Annotated in this window: 24 protein-coding genes and 1 pseudogene; 11 read left to right on the top strand and 14 right to left on the bottom strand. The window is 65.4% G+C overall.

All coding sequences use genetic code 11. The features are described 5' to 3' along the window. A complete protein-coding gene (locus tag P2T60_RS04570) occupies window positions 1-879 on the bottom strand; it encodes a DUF7319 domain-containing protein (protein ID WP_276281377.1) in 879 nt (292 codons plus the stop codon). A 133-nt stretch (window positions 880-1,012) separates the two neighbouring features. Here P2T60_RS04570 and P2T60_RS04565 point away from each other — a divergent pair, with 133 nt between their 5' ends. Beyond that, window positions 1,013-1,501 carry a DUF7321 family protein gene (locus tag P2T60_RS04565; RefSeq protein WP_276281376.1) on the top strand — a complete coding sequence of 163 codons (489 nt, stop codon included), beginning with the start codon at window positions 1,013-1,015 and terminating at the stop codon, window positions 1,499-1,501. Between the two features lie 34 nt (window positions 1,502-1,535). Here P2T60_RS04565 and nth read toward each other — a convergent pair whose 3' ends face one another. After that, the gene (gene nth / locus P2T60_RS04560) at window positions 1,536-2,219 is read right to left on the bottom strand and encodes an endonuclease III (protein WP_276281375.1); all 684 of its coding nucleotides are present in this window, start codon (window positions 2,217-2,219) and stop codon (window positions 1,536-1,538) included. Window positions 2,220-2,351: 132 nt separating this feature from the next. Here nth and P2T60_RS04555 point away from each other — a divergent pair, with 132 nt between their 5' ends. Together P2T60_RS04555 and mvaD are read left to right on the top strand one after the other, a co-directional pair. Beyond that, window positions 2,352-3,416 carry a hypothetical protein gene (locus tag P2T60_RS04555; protein WP_276281374.1) on the top strand — a complete coding sequence of 355 codons (1,065 nt, stop codon included), beginning with the start codon at window positions 2,352-2,354 and terminating at the stop codon, window positions 3,414-3,416. A 599-nt stretch (window positions 3,417-4,015) separates the two neighbouring features. Continuing rightward, entirely contained in the window at window positions 4,016-4,999 is a 984-nt protein-coding gene (mvaD, locus tag P2T60_RS04550; RefSeq protein WP_276281373.1) for a phosphomevalonate decarboxylase MvaD, read from the top strand. Window positions 5,000-5,006: 7 nt separating this feature from the next. Here mvaD and P2T60_RS04545 read toward each other — a convergent pair whose 3' ends face one another. Beyond that, window positions 5,007-5,345, bottom strand: coding sequence for a type II toxin-antitoxin system PemK/MazF family toxin (locus P2T60_RS04545; protein ID WP_276281372.1), 339 nt, complete (start codon window positions 5,343-5,345; stop codon window positions 5,007-5,009). Next, complete coding sequence (locus P2T60_RS04540) at window positions 5,342-5,722, bottom strand: MarR family transcriptional regulator (protein WP_276281371.1); 381 nt, start codon at window positions 5,720-5,722, stop codon at window positions 5,342-5,344. Before P2T60_RS04540 ends, P2T60_RS04545 begins: the two co-directional genes overlap by 4 nt. 152 nt (window positions 5,723-5,874) lie before the next feature. On the opposite strand from P2T60_RS04540, the gene P2T60_RS04535 reads away from it, so the two are divergent. Continuing rightward, window positions 5,875-7,038 (top strand): NAD(P)/FAD-dependent oxidoreductase, encoded by a 1,164-nt coding sequence (locus P2T60_RS04535; RefSeq protein WP_276281370.1) that lies wholly within the window; start codon window positions 5,875-5,877, stop codon window positions 7,036-7,038. Between the two features lie 5 nt (window positions 7,039-7,043). On the opposite strand, the gene P2T60_RS04530 is transcribed toward P2T60_RS04535, so the two are convergent. Both P2T60_RS04530 and P2T60_RS04525 read right to left on the bottom strand, forming a co-directional pair. Continuing rightward, complete coding sequence (locus tag P2T60_RS04530) at window positions 7,044-7,418, bottom strand: hypothetical protein (protein WP_276281369.1); 375 nt, start codon at window positions 7,416-7,418, stop codon at window positions 7,044-7,046. A gap of 80 nt (window positions 7,419-7,498) precedes the next feature. Further along, window positions 7,499-7,951 (bottom strand): SHOCT domain-containing protein, encoded by a 453-nt coding sequence (locus P2T60_RS04525; protein ID WP_276281368.1) that lies wholly within the window; start codon window positions 7,949-7,951, stop codon window positions 7,499-7,501. A gap of 114 nt (window positions 7,952-8,065) precedes the next feature. Here P2T60_RS04525 and P2T60_RS04520 point away from each other — a divergent pair, with 114 nt between their 5' ends. The 4 genes from P2T60_RS04520 (at window position 8,066) to P2T60_RS04505 (ending at window position 10,715) form a co-directional block, all read left to right on the top strand. After that, window positions 8,066-8,287, top strand: a complete 222-nt coding sequence (locus P2T60_RS04520) for a hypothetical protein (protein WP_276281367.1) — start codon at window positions 8,066-8,068, stop codon at window positions 8,285-8,287. 36 nt (window positions 8,288-8,323) lie between these two features. Then, a complete protein-coding gene (locus tag P2T60_RS04515; protein ID WP_276281366.1) occupies window positions 8,324-8,671 on the top strand; it encodes a DUF8159 domain-containing protein in 348 nt (115 codons plus the stop codon). Window positions 8,672-8,782: 111 nt separating this feature from the next. Further along, complete coding sequence (locus P2T60_RS04510) at window positions 8,783-9,823, top strand: M42 family metallopeptidase (protein ID WP_276281365.1); 1,041 nt, start codon at window positions 8,783-8,785, stop codon at window positions 9,821-9,823. A gap of 331 nt (window positions 9,824-10,154) precedes the next feature. Beyond that, a complete protein-coding gene (locus P2T60_RS04505; protein ID WP_276281364.1) occupies window positions 10,155-10,715 on the top strand; it encodes a plastocyanin/azurin family copper-binding protein in 561 nt (186 codons plus the stop codon). A 66-nt stretch (window positions 10,716-10,781) separates the two neighbouring features. Here P2T60_RS04505 and P2T60_RS04500 read toward each other — a convergent pair whose 3' ends face one another. Both P2T60_RS04500 and P2T60_RS04495 read right to left on the bottom strand, forming a co-directional pair. Next, a complete protein-coding gene (locus tag P2T60_RS04500; protein WP_276281363.1) occupies window positions 10,782-11,312 on the bottom strand; it encodes an SRPBCC family protein in 531 nt (176 codons plus the stop codon). 48 nt (window positions 11,313-11,360) lie between these two features. Continuing rightward, complete coding sequence (locus tag P2T60_RS04495; RefSeq protein ID WP_337250836.1) at window positions 11,361-11,672, bottom strand: DUF7520 family protein; 312 nt, start codon at window positions 11,670-11,672, stop codon at window positions 11,361-11,363. Between the two features lie 194 nt (window positions 11,673-11,866). Here P2T60_RS04495 and P2T60_RS04490 point away from each other — a divergent pair. Continuing rightward, window positions 11,867-12,085, top strand: a pseudogene (locus P2T60_RS04490) (SDR family NAD(P)-dependent oxidoreductase); the annotation flags it as partial. A gap of 206 nt (window positions 12,086-12,291) precedes the next feature. Here P2T60_RS04490 and ctaD read toward each other — a convergent pair. The 5 genes from ctaD to P2T60_RS04465 all read right to left on the bottom strand — a co-directional run bounded on the left by ctaD (window position 12,292) and on the right by P2T60_RS04465 (window position 17,277). Then, on the bottom strand, window positions 12,292-14,028 hold the full coding sequence (gene ctaD, locus P2T60_RS04485; RefSeq protein WP_276281362.1) for a cytochrome c oxidase subunit I: 1,737 nt from the start codon (window positions 14,026-14,028) through the stop codon (window positions 12,292-12,294). A gap of 174 nt (window positions 14,029-14,202) precedes the next feature. After that, window positions 14,203-14,430 (bottom strand): DUF6684 family protein, encoded by a 228-nt coding sequence (locus P2T60_RS04480; RefSeq protein ID WP_276281361.1) that lies wholly within the window; start codon window positions 14,428-14,430, stop codon window positions 14,203-14,205. Window positions 14,431-14,841: 411 nt separating this feature from the next. Beyond that, complete coding sequence (locus tag P2T60_RS04475) at window positions 14,842-15,201, bottom strand: DUF7541 family protein (RefSeq protein WP_276281360.1); 360 nt, start codon at window positions 15,199-15,201, stop codon at window positions 14,842-14,844. Between the two features lie 387 nt (window positions 15,202-15,588). Further along, window positions 15,589-15,897, bottom strand: coding sequence for a DUF7410 domain-containing protein (locus P2T60_RS04470; protein WP_276281359.1), 309 nt, complete (start codon window positions 15,895-15,897; stop codon window positions 15,589-15,591). Window positions 15,898-15,900: 3 nt separating this feature from the next. Next, window positions 15,901-17,277, bottom strand: coding sequence for a hypothetical protein (locus tag P2T60_RS04465; RefSeq protein ID WP_276281358.1), 1,377 nt, complete (start codon window positions 17,275-17,277; stop codon window positions 15,901-15,903). A 180-nt stretch (window positions 17,278-17,457) separates the two neighbouring features. On the opposite strand from P2T60_RS04465, the gene P2T60_RS04460 reads away from it, so the two are divergent. Further along, window positions 17,458-17,679, top strand: coding sequence for a hypothetical protein (locus tag P2T60_RS04460; RefSeq protein ID WP_276281357.1), 222 nt, complete (start codon window positions 17,458-17,460; stop codon window positions 17,677-17,679). Here the strand turns inward: P2T60_RS04460 and P2T60_RS04455 are convergent, their stop codons facing one another. Further along, window positions 17,680-17,943 carry an MTH865 family protein gene (locus tag P2T60_RS04455; RefSeq protein ID WP_276281356.1) on the bottom strand — a complete coding sequence of 88 codons (264 nt, stop codon included), beginning with the start codon at window positions 17,941-17,943 and terminating at the stop codon, window positions 17,680-17,682. It abuts the gene before it with no gap. Between the two features lie 414 nt (window positions 17,944-18,357). On the opposite strand from P2T60_RS04455, the gene P2T60_RS04450 reads away from it, so the two are divergent. Then, window positions 18,358-19,857, top strand: a complete 1,500-nt coding sequence (locus P2T60_RS04450; RefSeq protein ID WP_276281355.1) for a hypothetical protein — start codon at window positions 18,358-18,360, stop codon at window positions 19,855-19,857. Window positions 19,858-20,029: the final 172 nt, after the last annotated feature.

Raw genomic sequence — 20,029 nt, 5'->3', positions numbered from 1 at the left:
CTAGTTACGGCCGTCGGACGCCGAAGAAACCTCGGTTTCGGCCGTCCCGTCGCCCGGACGCTCGGGGTGGTCCTCGGGGACCGGACCCTCCTCGCCGGGGAGGAAATCGGGTCGCTCGTCGTCTTCGAGACCCACCGCGCGGAGACGGTTTCGGTACTCCTCGGCACGGAACCGGTCGGAGAGTCGGGCGTTGGCCACCAACAGGAAGACGAACACGCCGAAGAAGAAGAAGCCGAACGCGGCCACCGCCGCGACGAGCGGAAGGCCCATCGCAATCCACGCGGCGAACAGCGCGACTCCCGCGAGGACGTGGACCGCGGCGACGACCTGCATCAACTGGTTGCCGAGTTTCCCGGAGCCTTCGGGCACCTCGGCGGGTTCGGGAAGCACGTCGCCCTCGGGCGGGTCGGGCACCTCGTAACTCTCCATCGACGCCAGCGCGACGGAGGGCTTCACGTCCCGGAGGACGGTGCCGCTCCCCTCGACGCTCCCGTCGGGGTAGACCACGGCGTACCCCTCGTCGGAGTACGCGAGCAGTTGGGGTTCGCCCTCCTGTTCGATGCGCTCGACGACGGCGAACACGTCGCGGTCGGCGACCCTGCTCTTGAGGTCGGCCTCCACCCTGTCTAAGAGCTTCTCGCCGGTTATCCACGAGTCGTGGTCGAAGGCCACCTGCCACTCCTCGTAGCTCATCTCGGCCATCTCGCGCGGGCCGAAGTTCTCGAAGTCGTACTTCTCCTCGATTTCCTCGGCGGTGAGTCGGTCGCCGTCGTCCCGTGACGCCGGGGAATCGTCCCGCGACTCCGGGGAAGCCTCTTCGCGCGTCTCCGGGGCGTCCGCGGGTCGTTCGCCCGCCGGGTCGTCCGAGGCGTCGGTCATCGTCCGAAACTCACACCTGAAGCGGCATAAGCGCCGCGACGTGACTTCGGACTGGGAGAACACCGTCGGGACCGGAGGGCCGCCTCACGCTCACTTCGCACCCCTTATCCACCCTCGCTCCTAATCGCCGCGCATGGCGAGCGAGACGCTGGTTGCGACCGTGGTTGCCCTCGTCGTCACCGCCAGTTTCCCCTTCTACCTCTACGGCGCGTGGTACATCCTCGACCAAGAGGTGGTGACGTGGGACGTGCTGATACACCACCTCAAGTTCATCACGGTGGGGTTGTTGCTGACCACGGTGCCCGTGGTGACGTGGATGGCCCCGCGCTTTCTCGACCAACTCGGCGGGTTCGCGGCACTCCACGTCTTTCTGGGGTTGCAGGCCTACGCCATGCTGTTGGTCGCGCTGACGGGCATCGTCCGCATCTTTCAGGTCAAGCGTCAACACGACATGTACGAACGCGGCGCGGCCGACCGTGACGTGGAGATAGACGACCTCCACGAGAACATGGGCGCGTGGCGGGGGCGACTCCGCGTCGGCGTCGCGGGGTACGTCCTCTTCTGGATGCTGGCGTGGCTCGTCGGGATGGTCCGGTTCGTCAGCGACTACTTCCTGTACTGACGAGTCGCCCCGACGCGAGCGTGCTTGTCGCTTCTCACCACGCCTCGCCGCTGGCGAGGTCAACGTCGTGGTCGAGTTTCGAGGACGGACAGATGTCCTCCAGCACGCAGTCGCCACAGTCGGGGTTGCGCGCGGTGCAGGTCGCTCGGCCGTGGCTGATGCAGAGGTGCGTGAACTGTTGCCAGTGTTCCTCGGGGACGATGCCCATCAGGTCCTCCTCGATGTCTTCGGGGCGCTCGTCCTCGGTGATGCCGAGGCGACGGGTGAGTCGCTGGACGTGGGTGTCCACGACGATGCCCTCTACGATGTCGTGGCCGTGCTGGAGGACGACGTTGGCGGTCTTTCGCCCGACGCCCTTGAGTTCGGTCAACTCGTCCATCGTGTCCGGGACCTCGCCGTCGTACTCGTCGAGCATGGTCCGGGCCGAGGAGACGATGTAGTCGGCCTTGCTGTTGTGGTAGGTGATAGACCCGATGTCCTCGGAAAGTTCGTCCACGTCGGCCTCGGCGTAATCCTCGACTGTCTCGTACTTCTCGAAGAGGTGGGCGGTCTCTTTGTTCACGCGCTCGTCGGTACACTGGGCCGAGAGCATCACCGCAATCAGGAGTTCGAGGCGATTCGAGAAGTCGAGCGAGATAGTCGTGTCGGGATACTCGTCGTAGAGTCGGTCGATGACCTCCTCGGCTTGGGCGTCGCGGGTGTCGAGTGGCTCTCCCATGTGACACGCGTGGGACGGGGAGGGTTTGAGCTATTCGGCTTATCCGCGCTCACGTCTTGCCGTCGTGAAATCCAAACTGAAACGCCGAACAGTATCGAAGATAACAAATACAGAAAGTGAAACGAACTGCATATGGACGGTCGCAACTGGCGGGTGAGTCTCGTCTACCTCGTCGTCTCGCTGGCGAACGCCGCCGCGAGATACGGCCACGTCGCGTTCGGCGACGCGACGCTCGACAAGGACGCCGAACACTCCTATCGGCCGTTGGCCGAGGCCGTCAACTCCGGAACGCCGCTGTACTTCGACGGCGCGGCGACGAACAAACCGCCGGGGTTCCTGCTGGCGGACGTGGCAATCGAGTCGCTAGGCGACCTCTATCTGCCGGTGTTTCTCCTCGCGGTCGGACTCTGCAACTTCGGCGGCGCGTACCTCCTGTACCGATACGTCTCGCGGGCCGACTGGCGCGTGGGGGTGGCCGCGGGCGGCATCCACCTGCTGGCGCTCTACCCCGTTTCGGGCTACTACATCAACGTCCGGAGTTTCGCGGTTCTGTTCCTGCTCGGAAGTCTGCTCGCGTCGAGACCGAGCGTCCGCGGCGTGCTGTTCGCGGCGGCCGGGTTGTTCACCCAGTACGTCGTCTTCCTGCTTCCGCTGGTCGCCTACCCGGTCGTCGCCCGCTCGCGGTTCGACGCCCGGCGAGTCGCGGCGTTCTGCGCGGGCGGCGTCGGCGTGACCGCGCTCGCGTGGGCGGCCGTCTTCGGCATCTGGGGCCAAGAGTCGCTACTGGCGGGTCTCAACTGGACCTACGGTCTGCCGACGGGCGTCGAGACCGAACCCGCGTGGGGCGACCGGACCGGCGTCGGCGGCGGCACGGAACCGGCGAGCTATCTGGCCCGGTCGTGGCTGGTCGCCCGTCCGCGCCTCTGGTTCGCCCGGTTCGGTCTCCACAGCGCACCAATCGTCCCGGTTCTCTTCGGTGCGGTACTGGGAGTCACCCACACCCTACGGACCGAGCGGACTCCCTTCCGCCTCGGACTCGTCGCGGCGGCGGCGCTCGCGGCCCTGCCGTTCCTCGTGCGCACGCTCATCGACTACTGGATTCTGCCGCTCCCGTTCCTCTCGGCGCTGGCGGCGCTGTACGTCGTGAGCGACTTGCAGAGGATGGAGACTTCGCCCACGCGCGCCGAGGCGGATTGACCGGATGGTAGGGCGACCCGATTTTACCGGATGGTAGGGCGACCCGATTTTCGGTCCGGCGCGTGCGGGCGCGACCGCGTAAGCGTGTCGCGCTCACCGCGCGAGGGACGAGTAGCGCAACGAAGTGAGCAACGCAGTCGGTTGGGGAGGATGTGGCCGTCGCGGTGCGGTTGCGGTCGCGGTTGCGGTCGCGGTTGCGGTTGCGGTTGTGGTTGCGGTTCTCATTGGTTCAAGCCTGAAGTTAGCTCTCGTCGCGTCTTCCACCGTTCACGGTCGCAGTGCTGGACAACTCTCGTAGGTTCAAGCCTGAAGTTAGCTCTCGCCGGGTCAATTCCTCCGAATCACGGTGAGTAGTTGCGGTGCCGTGTCGTCGTCCACGCAACTTCAACAGTAGCCAGTCCTCCGGCGTCGATGCCGCGAGACGGACCCCGCATCACCGATTCGGCTAACTTCAACCACCGAAAAGACAACTATACCAACTTCTAACAATCAAATGGATATGCGAAGCCATCCATCCCGCGTCCCTCGCCGTACCGTCCACCCGAGAACACTATCGGAGTACCGAGAGTTTTAACCTCTCTTCCCACACCGGTCCAAGCATGAAGGCAACCGCGAAAGCCCACCCCATCCAAGGGTTGGTCAAGTACCACGGGATGCGCGACGAGCAGTTGCGACTCCCCTACCACGACAGCATCAGCGTCTGCACCGCGCCGAGTCACACCAAGACCACCGTCGAGTTCGACCCCGAACTCGACTCGGACACCTTCGTCGTCGGCGGGGAAGAACTCGCCGACCACGAGGCCGACCGCGTGGCGAACGTCGTCGCGGAGGTCCGGGCGCGCGCCGACGCCGACCACGCCGACTACCCCGTCCGACTGGAGAGCGAGAACTCCTTCCCGTCGAACGTGGGTCTCGGGTCCTCGTCGTCCGGGTTCGCCGCGGCCGCGACGGCGCTCGCGGAGGCCGCCGACCTCGGTCTCTCCCGGCCCGAAATCTCGACCATCGCGCGCCGCGGGTCCTCCTCGGCCGCCCGCGCCGTCACCGGCGGGTTCTCGGACCTCCACGCCGGACTCAACGACGAGGACTGCCGGTCCGAGCGCCTCGACTCGCCGCTCGAAGACGACCTGCGCATCGTCGCGGGACTCGTCCCCGCCTACAAGGAGACCGAACACGCCCACCGCGAGGCCGCCGACAGCCACATGTTCGAGGCCCGCCTCGCGCACATCCACGACCAACTCGCCGAGATGCGCGACGCGCTCCGCGAGGGCGACTTCCAGCGCGTCTTCGAGACGGCCGAACACGACTCGCTGTCGCTGGCCGCGACGACCATGACCGGTCCCGCGGGGTGGGTCTACTGGAAACCCGACACCTTAGCCATCTTCAACGCCGTCAGGGAACTCCGCGAGGAAGAGGACGTGCCGGTCTACTTCTCGACGGACACCGGCGCGAGCGTCTACGTCAACACGACCGACGAGTACGTCGAGAGAGTCGAGGAAGTCGTCGCCGACTGCGGCGTCGAGACGATGGTGTGGGAAGTCGGCGGTCCCGCCCGGGTTCTGGACGAGAGCGAAGCGTTGTTCTGAACCGGCGTCAGCGACCCATGTAGTCGGTCGCCTGTTCGACGCAGGCATCGACTACCTCAGTTTCGAGCGTCCCTTGCCACCGGTCGTGGTCGAGGTCGTCGTGGTCCGGTGAAGCGAACCCCCACGTCACGACCTTGCTCTGCGCTGGCATTCCGCCGCGAATCCAGTGTTCGTCGCACAACTCGAACCCTTCGTCGTACCACGATTTCGAGGTCAGTGTGAGGGCGACGTACTGTTTTCCGTAGAACGGGTGGGAGTCGTCGGAGACTATCAGCCACGGCCGGGCGTCCGTACTGTTGTCGAAGGGGTCCCGACCGTAGACGACATCGCCTCGGTCGTACTTCATTCGTCGTCGCTCTCCCGTCCAGCGTTCGGATGCGGTTCGTCCGGTGCGTGTGCGGCCCACTCGTCGGGGTCTTCTTCGCCGAGACGCTCGTTGAGTGCGGAAGTCGTCTGGAAGTACGTGCTGAACGACGCAAGTCGTTCCTCGTCGTCGGTGATAGCCCAGTACGGTCCCTTGTGGCGGACGAGTTCGCGGTCTTCGAGACGCCCGAGGACGTTGCCGATGGAGTTTTTGTTCACGCCCGTCTGCTCGGCGATTTCCGCTGGCTTGAACGCGCGGTTGTCGTTGTGTGCCAGAAATCGGAGGACTCGCTCGCCGTTCGTCATGTCGGCGAGTTCGCTCTCGCTCTTCTCCTCGAAGGTGTCGATGTCGATTGACATGGGAGTACGTAGTGTACACGACGTAATTAGCGTTACTACGTAAGTCAGTAACCTTCGTAACTACTGTCTGCTATACCCTGTCGAGAACCAATCGACCGCTGAGCGCGTCGTCCCCTCACTTCTAAGCCGGTCGGCCCCTTACCCACGGCCGAATGCGACTCGCTGTCCTCGGCGCGGGCTACGCCGGACTGACCCTCGCCCGAAAACTGGAGCGCACCGTCCCCGACGACGTGGAGATTCTCGTAATCGAGAAGACCGGCCGCCACCTCGTCCAGCACGAACTCCACCGGGTGATTCGCCGCCCGTCGCTGGCCGACGAAATCGTCGTCGACCTCGAAGACGTGCTGGACCGCGCGGAGGTCCGGCAGGCCGAAGTCGCCGACGTGGACCCCGACGCTGGCGTCGTCACGCTGGCGTCGGGCGAGACCATCGACTACGACTACGGCGCGGTCTGTCTCGGAGCCGAGACCGCGTTCTACGACCTGCCGGGCGTCGAGGAGCGCGCCACGCCGCTCAAGACGCTCGACCACGCCGAGCGCATCCGCGCGGACTTCCTCGACGTGTTGGAGACCGGTCGCGCGCGCGAGTCGAACAGTCGCGTCGTGGTCGGCGGCGCGGGTCTCTCGGGGATTCAGGTCGCGGGCGAACTCGCGGCGCTCGCGTGGGAGGAGGACGCCCGCGAGACGACGACCATCACTCTCCTCGAACAGTTCGACAGCGTCGCACCTGCGTTCCCCGAGAACTTTCAGGCGGCGGTCCGAGACCAACTCGAAGACCGCGACGTGGAGATTCGGACGAACACGGCCGTCGCCTCGGCGGACGACTCGGCCATCGAACTCGACTCGGGCAAGCGACTCGACTACGACCAGTTCGTCTGGACGGGCGGCATCCGCGGCCCCGCGGCGTTGGACGGCGAGCGCCCCGACGTAAAAAACACCCTGCGCCTCGGCGACGGCACCTTCGTCGTCGGCGACGCGGCCCGCGTTGTGGACGCCGACGGGGAACCGGTACCGGCCAGCGCGCAGGCGGCGGTCCGCGAGGCCCGCGCAGTCGCCGAGAACGTCGCTCGCCTCGTGAGCTACGACCGGGAGGGAGAGGACATCTTCGAACCGCGACTCGACCCCTTCGCGTTCGACTCGCCGGGGTGGTTGGTGTCGGTGGGCGACGGCGCAGTCGCCCAAGTCGGTCCGACGGTCCTCACGGGGACGGCCGCGAAAGCACTGAAGACCACCGTCGGAGCCGGATACCTATCGTCGGTGGGCGCGATACGCAACGCCGCGGACCTCGTGAGCGAGGAACTGGGGTACGAGAAGTAGTCGGGCTACAGTCCGGGGACGCCGAGCGCGCCGGACGCGAGGAGACCGACCGAGTTGAGCAGGACCAACACGACCCAGACGGTGAGGTACGCGACCAGTGCGATGCCGACGGCGTTGCCCCATCCGCCGGGGTAGCGGGCGTTGATGACGTACACCCACGCCAGCAGGCCGAGAACCGACCCGATGAGACCGCCGACGATGGGGATGATGCTGAACAGGCCCGCGACCAACCACCAGACGAACGCGCCGACGAGCGCGGTCAGGATTGCGTACTCGTAGTCGTCCCGGTCGGCGATGACGCGCGCGCCGACGTAGATGCCGAACGCCCCGATGAGGAGGCTTACGACGAATCCGATGACGAAGTTCAGGAACCCTACCATGTACCTGTATCTGTTTCGACCGGCCTATTATATGTGGCGTCTGTCGGTCGCCGAGCGGCGACCCCCTCGAGGCGCGGCGTTCACGCGTTCTCGTCGGTTTCGAAGGTCGCGTCCGTCCGGTCGCGGGCGTCTGCCCGCGTTCGCTCGCGCTCGCCACGCCCGCGCTCAACCCGCTTGCGCGCGCTCTCGGGGGTCTCGGTGTCGAGCAGGGCTTCGACCTTCCGCTCGAACTCCGCTTCGGTGAGGTCCCCGCGGGCGTATCGGTTCCGGAGGGTGTCGAGGGCGTCCTGCTTCGAGTCGGGTTCGTCGGCGGTCCGACTCCGCGGAACGTGGTCGCTCGTCTCCGGGGTCGTACCGATGCCGAGCGCGCGCGTCACGACTTTCACGATTGGGACGAGAACCGCGAACCCGAGTACGAACGCGAGCCAGAACCAGTCGTAGCCCAGAAAGAGTCCGGCGAGTCCGACGCCGAGAACGAGCAACGAGGTGAGTTTCACCAGCGCGTTCTCGTCGTCTTCCAGAGGGTCGTCCATGAGAGTGGCTATCGGGGACGGTGACAAAAAGGTTGCAACTTCGCGGACGCGACGGAATTGTGTTGTTTTTCCGCCGTCAATGGGTTTAAGTTTGTGGGCCAACCTCGGGAGCGCATGGCACGCGAGACTGCGCTGTTCGACAAGGCGCTCGCAGGGTTCGTCGGTATCGCCGCCGGAGCGGTCATCGGCGCGCACGCACTACGCCGCTATCGAGGGAACGAAGGAACGACCGTCGTCTGTACGGAGTGTGGCGAGTCGATGCCGGTAGACGACGTACTCGACCCGACAGTGACCTGCGCCTGCGTCGCGCCGCGGGACTTCCACGACTTCTGGTAACGAGTCGTTTACCCGCTTCGACCCGTATCATCACGCATGGACGACGAGGACCTCCGCGAGCGACTGGAACAGCGACTGATGAGCCACGGCGTCTACGTCACCCACCTCGAAACCGACGACGGGACGCTCCGAATCGACTACGAGACGGCCACGCCCGGCGAGGGAGTTCCCCATCAGGAGGTAGGCCGGGTCCTGAACCGTCTGCTTGCGCTGGCCGACGACGGGTGGGACCCGACCGACGTGCGCGGCACCGTCGCCGACATCGACGGGGACCACCGCGGCGCGTGGCGCGCGGATAGCGAGTGGTTAGTCGCTCACGACCGCGGCGAACTCTCGGACGTGGACCTCTCACAGCGAGTCCTCGACACCATCGAGGAGGCCTGAGGGGACGCGCCCGGCGGGACGGACCACCGAGGCGTGCGCACGGCGGGGCGTAGCGAGCGGTCCGAGAACGGGAAAGACGGTTTTAAGCTATGCGGGACGCCAGTGGTTCACATGGATTTCGACTTCGACCTGTTGCGGGAACTCACCGAGACCAGCGGCGTGCCGGGCTACGAGGACCGAGTTCGGAACCTCGTCCGCCGGGAATTCGAGGGCGTGGCCGATTCGGTCCATACCGACCCGATGGGCAACGTCGTCGGGACGATAGAGGGGTCTGGCGACTACGAGGTCGCTATCGCGGCCCACATGGACGAAATCGGCTTCATGGTCAAACACGTCACCGACGAGGGCTTCCTCGAAATCGACACGCTCGGCGGGTGGGACCCCGACGTACTCCGCGCTCAGCGCGTGACGGTTCACACCCCCGACGAGGACCTCACGGGCGTCATCGGGTCGATTCCGACCCACGTCCAAGACGACGAGGAGGAGTTCGACATCGACGACGTGGCAATCGACCTCGGACTCCCCGCCGAGGAGGTCGAAGAGCGAGTCTCGGTCGGTGACCTCGTGAGCATGGAACAGACCACGGTGCGGGTCGGCGACAACGTGACCGGGAAGGCGCTGGACGACCGGGTGTGCCTGTTCGCCATGCTCGAAGCGGCCAAGCGACTCGACGACCCCGACGTGACGGTCCACTTCTGCGCGACGGTCCAAGAGGAACTGGGCGTCCGCGGCGCGCCCGCCGTCAGCACGGACGTAGACCCGGACCTCGCGGTCGCGCTCGACGTGACGGTCGCAAACGACATCCCCGCGGTCCGCAAGGAGAGCGAGTACGTGACGGAACTCGGAGAGGGCGCGGCGATTAAGCTCAAAGACTCCAGCGTCGTCACGACGCCGAAGGTCCACCGACGGATGCGGTCGGTCGCCGAGGACCGCGGCATCGACCACCAGATGGAGGTGCTTCCCTCGGGCGCGACCGACACCTCGGGCTTCCAGAACACCCACGGCGCGAAACCCGTCGGAGCCATCTCGGTCCCGACGCGCTACCTCCACACCGTCACCGAGAGCGTCCACCACGCCGACGTGGAGGCGACCATCGACCTCCTGACGGCGTTCCTCGAAACCGAGACGGGCGACCACGACTACAGCCTGTAGGTCGGTCCCGGCCAAGCGACGGGCCGTCGAGCGCGGCCGGAAGGACAATCTCTTCCGTTCTCTAAGCACGAAAGTTGTTTCTTTCGCAAACCGAGACGTTTGTCCGACTACGACCCTCGCTCCCTGCCGGTCGCTCGGTCGTCGGGCCGTCGAACTGGCGATTCGACCGCGAGCGACGACCGAAGGGAGGAGCGAGCGGGACTTTTGGTCCAGCTTTTTCGAGGAGCGGTGCCGCAGGGCGCGAACGAAGTGAGCGCCCGAGGACACCCGACGACGAAAAAGGTGGGGTCGTATCGAAAGTATAGAGTACCCACCACCGTTAGCCCCGAGTATGAGTACGGAAGGAAGCGAGTCGGTCACGCGGCGTGGATTCATGCGGGCCGCCACGGGAACCGCGGCGGCCGCGGGTGCGGCGGGAACCGCCGCCGCACAAGAAGAAGGCGGTGGCGGCGGTGGCACTCAGGAAGTTGCAGTCGGTCCCGGCGGGAGTCTCGTCTACGAACCCGCCGACTTGACTATCGCGCCCGGCACGACGGTCAACTTCGTCTGGGAGTCGGACAACCACAACATCGTCGTGGAGAGCCAACCCGACGGCGCGGGTTGGGAGGGGACGAAGGGCGGCGCGAGCAAGACGTACAACACCGGTCACGAGTACAGCCACACCTTCGAGACGACCGGCACCTACGAGTACTTCTGTCAACCCCACAAGACCGCCGGGATGACCGCCAGTATCACCGTCCAAGAGGGCGGTGCCTCCTCGGGGAGTAGCGGCCCGGCAATCCCGAGTAGCGCGAAGACGCTCAGCATCGCTACGACGGCCGCACTGGTGTTCACGCTCGGACTGGCGTACTTCTTCATGAAGTACGGCGGCGACTACGGACAGGCCGAGTAACGCAGTCGCGGTTTCGCTTCGTTTCGCTTTTTTGGGCGTACCGCGTCGAGCGGTCGCTCCGCGGCGCTACACGGTGTCCGGCGATTCGTGGAGCGTCAGTTCGACTTCGCGGCGCTCGCCTTCGAGGTCCTCGACGATGCGCGCGACGACGCGCTCGGCCTCCTTGCGGACGAGTGGTCGCACCTTGCCGATTACCCAGTCGAGCGAGACGAGTCGCGGCAAATCGAGCATGTCGGAACTCGCCGAGTCCGCGTCGAACTTCACGACGAGTCGCACCCGCGAGGCCGACTCCCTGTCGGGCGGGGCCTCTTCTGGCGCGGGTTCGACTACCCACTCGCCGTGCGCGCGGAGGTCCTTGACGATTTTCCACCCGATGCGCTCGGGCGGTTCGAAGTCGGTCACTTCCGACCGGACGACGTAGTTCAGTTTCCACCACTCGAGATGAATGTCGTACTCGGTTCCGGGACCGCCCTCGCCGTGACGCTCGACCCGGCCGAGATGCTTGGAGTAGTCGGCGTATCCGCGAAAGTCCACGAGAAAGTCGTAGGCCTCCTCGGGCGGCACGTAGACGACGGTGCTGAGTTCGACGCTATCCACGTCGGCGACGTTGGAACGAACGCGGCGTAAAACTTCCGGCGGACGCGTTCAAGTGTTCCCACCGGGTCGCTCGGCGTCGGCCCGTTTCGAGACGAGGACGACCAGCGCCAGCGGAACGCCGAGCGCCAGACCCACCGTGACCATGCCGTAGACCGCCAGACCCAGCGGCGTCGGCTGGAGTTCGACCAGACCGAGAAGTTTCACGGCGGTCAGGTCGTCGGGACCCGCCACGCCGAGTACCGCGCCGACCACGCCGGTCAGGGTGACGATGACGCCGTAGAACCCGACCACGAACGACCGTCCGCCGAACGTCTCGCTCACGTCCGGGAGTCCGGGCGGCGGAAGGATTAGCCTTTTCATCCGGACGGCCCCTACCTCCGGTATGTCCGAGAAAGATATGCTGGCCTACCTTCTGGGGGGCATCGCCGTTCTCATGTTCGCCATGGGCATCGTGCTGGCGGTAACGTGACTCGAGACGAGACCTGTGACTCCTCGGAATCTGAGTCCGAGACGGTTCTCGTGACTGGCGCGACCGGCACCGTCGGTCGCACGTCGTGCGCGCACTCGCGGACCGGGGCGTGCGGGTACGTGCGGCAGTGCGCGACCCCGCGGGGACACGAGAGCGATTCGACGAACACGTCGAACTCGCGGAGTTCGACTTCGAGCGACCCGGGACGTGGGGCCGGGCGCTCGCGGACGCCGACCGACTCTTCCTGATGCGCCCGCCCGCGGTCAGCGACGTGAAGCGCCACCTCACGACGTTCGCGGACGCCGCGGTCCGGACCGGCGTCGAGCGAATCGCCTACCTGTCGGTCCTCGGCGCGGAGAAGAATCTGCTTTTACCCCACCGACGACGCCTCGCGCCTCCTCGACCGGAACCCCCGGACGCTCCGGGAGTACGTCGCCGACTACGCCGACGAGTTCCGGCGATAGCTCGCGCTGGTCGGCGAAAAAGAACGAAAAACGAGTCGCTTCTGGGCTATTCGTCTTCGGCGACTTCTTCGCCGCCGTCGGTGAGGGCGGTCTCGCGCTTGCGCTCGAACCACGCCCACTCTTTGGTCTTCATTCCGGTCTCTTCGAGGTCCCACGGGTCGCCGCTCTCCACGAGCGGGCCTTCGAGCCACGAGACCAGCAGGTTGTAGACGAAGATGAGCTGACCGAAGCCCATGATGAACGCGCCCACGGTGGCGACGAGGTGCATGTCGGTGAACTGCGGGAGGTAGGTGGCGTACCGACGCGGCATCCCGCCGTAACCCAGCAGGAGCATGGCGATGAACGTCACGTTGCTCCCAATCATCGTGAGCCAGAAGTGCCACTTGGCGAGCGTCTTCTGGTACATCCGACCGGTGAACAGCGGGAACCAGTAGTAGATGCCCGCGAACCCGGCCACCGCGATGGCACCCATGACGATGAAGTGGAAGTGGCCGACGACGTAGTAGGTGTCGTGAAGCACGAGGTCAACCGGGATGGACGCGAGGAAGACGCCGGTGACGCCGCCGAGGATGAAGTTCTGGACGAACCCGATGGTGAACAGCATCGGCGCGGTTAGCCGGAGTTTGCCGTTCCACATCGTCGTAATCCAGTTGAACACCTTGACTGCGCTCGGCACCGCAATCGCCAACGACACCGCCATGAACGACGCGCGAATCCGGGGGTCGATGCCCGTGCTGAACATGTGATGCGCCCAGACGCCGAACGACAGGACGCCGATGGCGAGCGTCGAGTAGACGACGAACTTGAACCCGAACAGCTTTCGGCCCGCGAACCGCGGCAGGATGAGGCTGACGAGACCCATCGGGGGCAACACGAGGATGTACACTTCGGGGTGGCCGAAGAACCAGAACAGGTGTTGCCACAGGATGGGACCGCCGCCTTCGGCCGCGAAGAAGAGGGTCCCGAAGTTCCGGTCGAGCAGGAGCATCACGAGGGCGCTCCCGAGCAGGGGGAACGAGAACAGGATGAGTCCCGACTGGGTAATCATCGTCCACGAGAAGATGTCGAGGCTCTCCCAGCCAACGTCGTCACCGCGCTCGGTGAAGATGGTGGCGATGAAGTTTATCGCCCCCATCGTCGCCGACACCCCTGAGAGGTGTAACCCGAGTAACATCAGGTCCACGCCGGGGTTGGTCTGTTCGACCGACAGCGGCGTGTACATCGTCCACGAAGTCTGGGCCGGGTCGATAGTCTCGGTCAACGACGCCAGCGGGAAGCCAGCCCAGATGAGGACCGCCGCGGGCGGGAGCAACCAGAACGCGATGGCGTTGATGCGGGGGAACGCCATGTCGTCCGCGCCGATGAGTAGCGGGATGAAGTAGTTCCCGAACGCCGCGATGATGGGCGTCCCGAACAGGAACAGCATCGTGATACCGTGGGTCGTCAGCAGGGCGTTGTAGAAGTTCGCCCCGATGAAGTCCTCGGCGGGCGCGGCCAGTTCTGCCCGCATCAGGAGGACGGCGATGCCGCCCCACGTGAACGCGACGAGACCGTAGAGACCGTAGAGGAGACCGATGTCCTTGTGGTCTACGGTGGTTAGCCAACGCACGATTCCGGCAGGCTTCTCGTGGTGTGCCTGCCCAGTCTGTTCGCCGACGTAGCCACCGCCAGTCGAGAGGGGCGTGTAGGAGCGCCAGTCCTCGAGTCGGGTGAGGAACGCGGCGACTCCGAAGAGGAGTACCCCCATGATGACGGTGAGTGCGATTTGCCCGGCTTCTACCATACGCCTTGGTCAGGACTACAAGGTAAAGAAAGGTTAGGATACGCCCCCGCCCAGTCGCGGAATTTCGTGTCAACTGGTCTCAAACGTTACGGAGACCTGTTCCGAACGCGTCACCGTCGCGTCTTCGACACGTACTCGAACGATACCGGAAGAATCAGGACCGATTCGTCGGACTCACTCCGCCTCGGCGTCCTCGATGAGACGGGCGGCGATGTAGGTCAGGTACGCCAGCAGGACGAAGGGAACGACCAGCAGGGCGAACCCGAGGATGGAGGTCAGCCCTTCGATTGCCCACGGCGATGCGACGGCGAACAGCGCGACGAAGAAGCCGATGATGAAGAGCGGGATGATGTTGACCGAGATGTCGAGCCACGTCTCCCGTTCGAAGATGGGGGTTGCCATGTACGTCGGTAGCCACCGGGGTATCAAATAGGTTGGCGATTCCCTCCGACGCCGAACGCCACGCTCCGGGCCGGTGGGATGGGTTCGGTACCCCCTTCGGCGGCGTGAATCGGATAGGTGATAGGCGATTGACTTCTCCGTGGGGCACGCTCGACCGACCAGTCCACGGGACGCGCCCGCCGACACGTTCCACCGGTCGCGCCCGCCCGCCCAACCGCCAGCGAACGCCCGGCCGACCAAACCCCGGTGTGGGTGGATGAAAGGGGCCGCGCGCTCGCGGTGACAGTACGGAGCGAACAACAGAGACGAACCCAACGAAAACGACGCGGGAAACAACTACAACCACATCAGAGACAACTATAATGACTCCTAACAACGAAAAGCAATTCTCGAAGAAACAAACTTCTAGTTCTACACGCTATTCGGTTGCCAGAAACTCCCGAAGACGCCGCCGAAGAGGATGATGATGCCGCCGACGAGGATGGCGACCCCGCGGAGGTGGACCGACCCGGTCGTCGCGTACGCGATGAGACCGCCGACGCCGAGACAGAGGACCGACGCGGCGACCAGTCCCTTCCACGGGTCGGCGATGTAGCCCGACTCGCGGAGGATGCCCACGACGCTCCCAACGAACAGCAGGAGACCGCCGACCGCGACGGGGAAGAGTGGCCACACGATGCCGACCTCGAAGATGGCGAGTCCGAAGGCGACGAACACCGGCCACGGACTCGCTTTGCGGTATTCGTCACTCAGTCCGGGTTGTTCGTCCATAGCTACGACTCGGGAGGGCCGAGACTAAAGGGCACCGCTCCGAGGTTGAGCGGTCTCGGAGGGTGGTCTGAACGTGTACGTGCCGGAATCTACCGCCGTGAACGACTCATCGGAGCTAGCTACAGGCTCGAACACGTCAATGAGTCATCGGAGCTAACTACAGGCTTGAACCAATCATACCGCACCGCCCCGCCCCGCCCCGCTACCGCGGGCCACACGCCTCCCCAACCGATTGCGCGTCTCGGTCGTCACTCCCTCAGGTCGTTCCTCCCTGCGATGCTCATCCCTCGCGCGACGATGGCGCGGCATAAAGCCGCGCCAGCGCGCGCCGACCGCACATCACTCCGCGAGTACGCCACGCCGTCACCACACTCCGTCTCGCACCCCTCAGACGAACACCAGCGAAATCACGCTGTAGGGGTCGGTCGTCTGCCACGAGTAGACGAACAGGAAGACGAAGTAGACCACCACCAGCAGTCCGAGCATCTTGAGTCGGAACCCTCGCAGGTCGTCGCTCTCGCGCTGGTAGGTCTCGCGGAACTGTTCGCGTCGGTCCTCGTCGAGTCGCTCCCAGTGGTCCAGACCCTCGTGGAGGACGAGCAGCTCCTCGCTCTCCAGCGGTCGGTCGCAGTAGGGGCAGTCGGCGGACGATTCGCCCGGCGGCACGTCGGTGTCGTAGGTGGGTTCTCCGGTCATGGCTCAGACGAACGGCGGTTCGGCGCTCGGTGCGGAGACTATCCAGAGACTGGTCATGGTGTACAGCACCATCACGACGACGAAGGGGTACTGGCTCCGGACTGCCTGCAACCGGCCCGGAAACACTTCGTACGCGCTCGCGTGCGCGACCCACACCGCCAGCAGGTGGCCCAACAGGACGAACGCCACCGCCAGCCCTCCGAACCAACTCGGCAGGACGACCACCGAGGGGTTGATGGGCGGGTTCAGCGGGTTCGACAGTGCCGAGAGGAACGCGGGCGACAGCGAGACGAACAGGCCGAGGAAGTGCGCGAGGTGATAGCCCGCCGCGATGGGCAGAAGCGAGGGCGCGAACCGGCGCGCGATAGCGTCGGGCGTGAGGTACGTCTCGGCGGTCCGCCGGGAGTAGCGGGCCGCGAGCCAGTAGACCCCCAGAAAGAGGGCGTACCCCGCGAGCAGTCCGGCCGGGTAGAGGACGGCGGCGGGCAGACCCAGACCCACCGTGCCCCGAGCGATGTCCGACCACAGCGGCGTCCCGACGAACCCGTCGTAGGTCGTGACCCACAGAATCGCCACCACGAACGCCACTTCGTCCCGACCGTCGGCGAGTCGGGCGTCGGTCAGCGCCATCCCCGGCGCTCGGAGTTCCAGCGACCCCTCTTCGTTCCGACCAATCGGCGCGACACTGCCGTAGTATCGGAACAGTCGCGCCACGGGGTCCACGCTCCCGAACCACCGGTCCGGGCCGACGAGAAGCGCGCCCGCCAGCGTGACAGTCGAGTAGCCCACGACGACCCACGACAGCAGTCGAGGGTCGTCGGCCAGCGGACTCACGACTTCCAACCACACCAGCGCGAGCAGACCGACGACGCTCGGCCACGCACCGAGTCCGTCGAGGTAGTCTCGGTCGAGCGACGGCATCCACTCGGCGATTGCCCGCCACGGGTTCAGCGCGGGCCAACTGTTGCCGACGAGGTAGACCGTGGCGACGTACCCGGCCCACCACCCGACCCAGACGAAGAGGATGGCGGCGTTCCGAAACATCGACTCCGGTCCGAGGAAGCCGACCGCGACGACCCCGACCAGTCCCGCGACCGAGACGAGGCGCGTCACCGTCACCGCGCCGTCGGGTCGTCCACCGGCGACCCGCCGCCAGCCGTGAACCGCCCGGATGAACGCCCGGTCGGTGACGAAACTGGCGAGCAGGAACGACGCGCCGACGACGCCGCCGCCGGTCAGCAGGAAGAGCCACGTCGGAACCGAAAGCGACCCCGCGGCCGCGCGCAGGCCGCCGCCGTGGGCGAGCGCAGTCCCGACGAACTGCGTCCCGGCGAGCAGTGCGAATCCCCCGGCCAGCGTTCGAGCGGTCGGCCGTTTCATCGTCGGTCCTTGGGCCGGTCGGAACTTGTCGCTTCCGAAGTCCACGGGCGGTCCCGGCAGGTGACGAGTCGAGTCTCGGCCGGGCGCGCCAGCAAGGTTTTATGGGATGCTGTGGTACGGAGCGACGGGGAGATTACCGTGGAACGTCAAGGTACACCGACAGGTCCGGGGGAACGCGAGATGGGTGAACAGACCGATGTCGCTCGGCAACCAGACGACATCGCCGAGATGGACATCACCGAGCCGACGGTAACGTGGCTGGAAGTATCACACCCGCAACAGCCGATTCCAATCGGCGAGAACGATAGGGTCCTCGACAGCGAGTTCAATCACCAGCAGGACGTGTGGGAGGTCCTACTGGTCGCGCTACCCGAGGACGAGGGTGAAGAAGAAGACGAGTAGTTACAGCATGTCCTTCTCGTCCAGTCCCACGATGAGGTCGTCGACGAGCGTCTCGACATCGTCGTAGGGGAAGTCCTGTATGTCCGAAAGCTTCGTGGACAGTTCCATCGCGGTGAAGCTAACGTCGCCCGCCTCGAAGCGCGTGCCCGGTCCATCGGGGAGCGCCGGAACGAGGTCCATCGGGTTGCTGACGGGGTAGTCGGCACCTTCGAACGCTTCGGTGAACTGCTCGCGGAGTTCGGCTTTGGTTTCTTCGTCTGCCATATCCGTTGGTGAGTGTCGTTTCGGCCAAAAGCGTTCCGGAACAACGCAGAACTCGTTGACCGTTTCTTCGCTCGGCCGGGACCCGACGCGGCGGGACGACCGACCCTCGCCGTCCCGTCGCGGTTCGGAGTCGCCGAACCGCGACGACCCGCGGGACTGGTCGTCCCTCGCTGTCGATACGTGCGGATTTCCGCCAGCTACAAGCCGCGATTACCGCCGGAACGCTCGCGTTAACCACCCCTTGCTCGCCGAGAAGACGCCACCTCGCGGCGGCGAGTGCGGTTTCGGCGCTCGACCGGAACGTCGCCCGATTCGGTCCCCAACGGGGGAACGAAGATGGCACATAAATCGTTAATTTACCATTGAAGCGAAACCGCAAAGCTTGTAATATAGTAAGATAGCCTTGAAAGTGGCATGGCACGCGACAAGACAGCACGCGAACGCGAACAGTGCGACACGACGGTAAATCGGCGCTCCTTCTTGGGGGCCGCCGGAACCGGCGTCGCCGCCGCACTCGGCGTCGGGACGCTGGCGAACGCGAGCGACGTGGCGAACGCGGCGGACTACCGGACGGTCACGGTTCCCGCCGGTGGGACGAAGACGTTCAGCGTCGGAAGCGGCGAGACGCTGGAGAACCTCCTCATCGACATGACCGCCGACGGCGCGTCGGCGAAGATTTACGCGAAGGGTGACGGGTGGACGGTCAGGAACGTCGCCTTCAAGGGCAACCACCCCGGCGGCCACTACCTGTTCACGCCCGCGGTCTCGAAGGGCGGCACCGCCACCGTCGAGAACCTCTACATGGGCGACGGCCAGACCGCACAGACCGCCAAGGGCGGTATCTGGGTCAACGCGAACGCCCACTACGGCACGCTGAACTTCCGGAACGTCCACATCGCCCACTTCATCGACAACGGACTGTACGGCACCGGTCCGGGCGCGCAGGGTCACGGCGGCGTCGTCAACGTCTACGATAGCTACTTCAACAGCAACAACATCGCCAACATCCGCGTCGGGTCGCGCGACGGCCGGACCTGCCACGTCGAGAACTGCGTGGTGGAAGGCGGCACCGCGCGTCCCTGCGGTGCTGGCTGTTCGAGTCCCGGTAGTATCAGTAGCCGCGGCGTCTGGGCGTGGTGGGGTCCAGTCGAGGTCCGAGACTCCGACATCGGCACGTCGCCCGCCCGCCGCGAACAGGACAACAGAGCCGGGGACCCCGAAATCCTCTCGCAGAACACCCGGTGGGGTTCGGACGCCGACACGAGCAGAGTCCCCGCGGGCGTCCCGATGACCGCCGAGGAAGCCGCAAGCGGCACGTCGAGCGCCGACGGCGGTTCCGGGTCCGACTCCACGACCAGCGAACCCGACGACTCGGACGCCCCCGGCACGGTTCTCGAACTCGTCGCCGGTTCGAACACGTCGAGTGTCTCCTACCAGTTCACCGTCGAGGGAAGCGTCCAAAAGCGCATGTCGCCCGACGACGTTGCCTCGGAGGGCAACGACAGCGTGACGGACAACGGCGACGGCACGGTGACCGTCTCCGGCGTCGCGGGTAACGGCTACGGCGATTCGTACTTCGTTGACGGCGACGTGATTTCGATGGACCTCGACGAGAGCAAGTGGACCATCCGGTACGGCGGCGAGGAAGTCGGCGTCTCCGACCTCTCGCTCCCGAACAAACTCGTCATCGACGGGAGCAACGCGCCGCGACTCGCCAGCGACTACACCTTCGAGGTCAGCGGCACGGCCCGCAAGAGCGCGGCGCTCGGGTCGGTCAACGACCACGACACCATCTCGGATGGCCAGATTTCCGGTCGGGTCATCGGCGGGAAGGACGGGTTCCGCTTCTCGGGCGAAATCACGGCCTTCGAACTCGACGGCCCGGCGACCGTACAGGTCGAAGACGGCTCCTGACTCCGCGCGGTTCGAGGTAGCACTTCTTCTCGTCGTCGGCCGCCTTCGTCCCGACAGGGCGCGATTACCGACAGGATGAACCGGCCGTACGCGGTCCGGAAAAATCGGTTGTCGGAATCTGAATAAACGGAACGCGCCGTAGAACAATACCCTCGTCGGGGCGATACGTATC

This window comes from Halorussus caseinilyticus (assembly GCF_029338395.1).
Taxonomy (GTDB): Archaea; Halobacteriota; Halobacteria; order Halobacteriales; family Haladaptataceae; genus Halorussus; species Halorussus caseinilyticus.
This window is presented reverse-complemented; position numbering and strand designations above follow the sequence as displayed.

Excerpts from the sequence above, each read along its gene's own strand:
- P2T60_RS04455 (WP_276281356.1), bottom strand. The coding sequence starts at position 17,943 with ATGGCAGACGAAGAAACCAAAGCCGAACTCCGCGAGCAGTTCACCGAA.
- P2T60_RS04540 (WP_276281371.1), bottom strand. The coding sequence starts at position 5,722 with ATGTCAATCGACATCGACACCTTCGAGGAGAAGAGCGAGAGCGAACTC.
- P2T60_RS04525 (WP_276281368.1), bottom strand. The coding sequence starts at position 7,951 with ATGGACGACCCTCTGGAAGACGACGAGAACGCGCTGGTGAAACTCACC.
- P2T60_RS04470 (WP_276281359.1), bottom strand. The coding sequence starts at position 15,897 with ATGACCGGAGAACCCACCTACGACACCGACGTGCCGCCGGGCGAATCG.
- P2T60_RS04480 (WP_276281361.1), bottom strand. The coding sequence starts at position 14,430 with ATGGCAACCCCCATCTTCGAACGGGAGACGTGGCTCGACATCTCGGTC.
- nth (WP_276281375.1), bottom strand. The coding sequence starts at position 2,219 with ATGGGAGAGCCACTCGACACCCGCGACGCCCAAGCCGAGGAGGTCATC.
- P2T60_RS04570 (WP_276281377.1), bottom strand. The coding sequence starts at position 879 with ATGACCGACGCCTCGGACGACCCGGCGGGCGAACGACCCGCGGACGCC.
- P2T60_RS04465 (WP_276281358.1), bottom strand. The coding sequence starts at position 17,277 with ATGAAACGGCCGACCGCTCGAACGCTGGCCGGGGGATTCGCACTGCTC.
- P2T60_RS04495 (WP_337250836.1), bottom strand. The coding sequence starts at position 11,672 with ATGAAAAGGCTAATCCTTCCGCCGCCCGGACTCCCGGACGTGAGCGAG.
- P2T60_RS04565 (WP_276281376.1), top strand. The coding sequence starts at position 1,013 with ATGGCGAGCGAGACGCTGGTTGCGACCGTGGTTGCCCTCGTCGTCACC.
- P2T60_RS04520 (WP_276281367.1), top strand. The coding sequence starts at position 8,066 with ATGGCACGCGAGACTGCGCTGTTCGACAAGGCGCTCGCAGGGTTCGTC.
- mvaD (WP_276281373.1), top strand. The coding sequence starts at position 4,016 with ATGAAGGCAACCGCGAAAGCCCACCCCATCCAAGGGTTGGTCAAGTAC.
- P2T60_RS04450 (WP_276281355.1), top strand. The coding sequence starts at position 18,358 with ATGGCACGCGACAAGACAGCACGCGAACGCGAACAGTGCGACACGACG.
- P2T60_RS04555 (WP_276281374.1), top strand. The coding sequence starts at position 2,352 with ATGGACGGTCGCAACTGGCGGGTGAGTCTCGTCTACCTCGTCGTCTCG.
- P2T60_RS04530 (WP_276281369.1), bottom strand. The coding sequence starts at position 7,418 with ATGGTAGGGTTCCTGAACTTCGTCATCGGATTCGTCGTAAGCCTCCTC.
- P2T60_RS04505 (WP_276281364.1), top strand. The coding sequence starts at position 10,155 with ATGAGTACGGAAGGAAGCGAGTCGGTCACGCGGCGTGGATTCATGCGG.
- ctaD (WP_276281362.1), bottom strand. The coding sequence starts at position 14,028 with ATGGTAGAAGCCGGGCAAATCGCACTCACCGTCATCATGGGGGTACTC.
- P2T60_RS04545 (WP_276281372.1), bottom strand. The coding sequence starts at position 5,345 with ATGAAGTACGACCGAGGCGATGTCGTCTACGGTCGGGACCCCTTCGAC.
- P2T60_RS04510 (WP_276281365.1), top strand. The coding sequence starts at position 8,783 with ATGGATTTCGACTTCGACCTGTTGCGGGAACTCACCGAGACCAGCGGC.
- P2T60_RS04475 (WP_276281360.1), bottom strand. The coding sequence starts at position 15,201 with ATGGACGAACAACCCGGACTGAGTGACGAATACCGCAAAGCGAGTCCG.
- P2T60_RS04460 (WP_276281357.1), top strand. The coding sequence starts at position 17,458 with ATGGGTGAACAGACCGATGTCGCTCGGCAACCAGACGACATCGCCGAG.
- P2T60_RS04535 (WP_276281370.1), top strand. The coding sequence starts at position 5,875 with ATGCGACTCGCTGTCCTCGGCGCGGGCTACGCCGGACTGACCCTCGCC.
- P2T60_RS04515 (WP_276281366.1), top strand. The coding sequence starts at position 8,324 with ATGGACGACGAGGACCTCCGCGAGCGACTGGAACAGCGACTGATGAGC.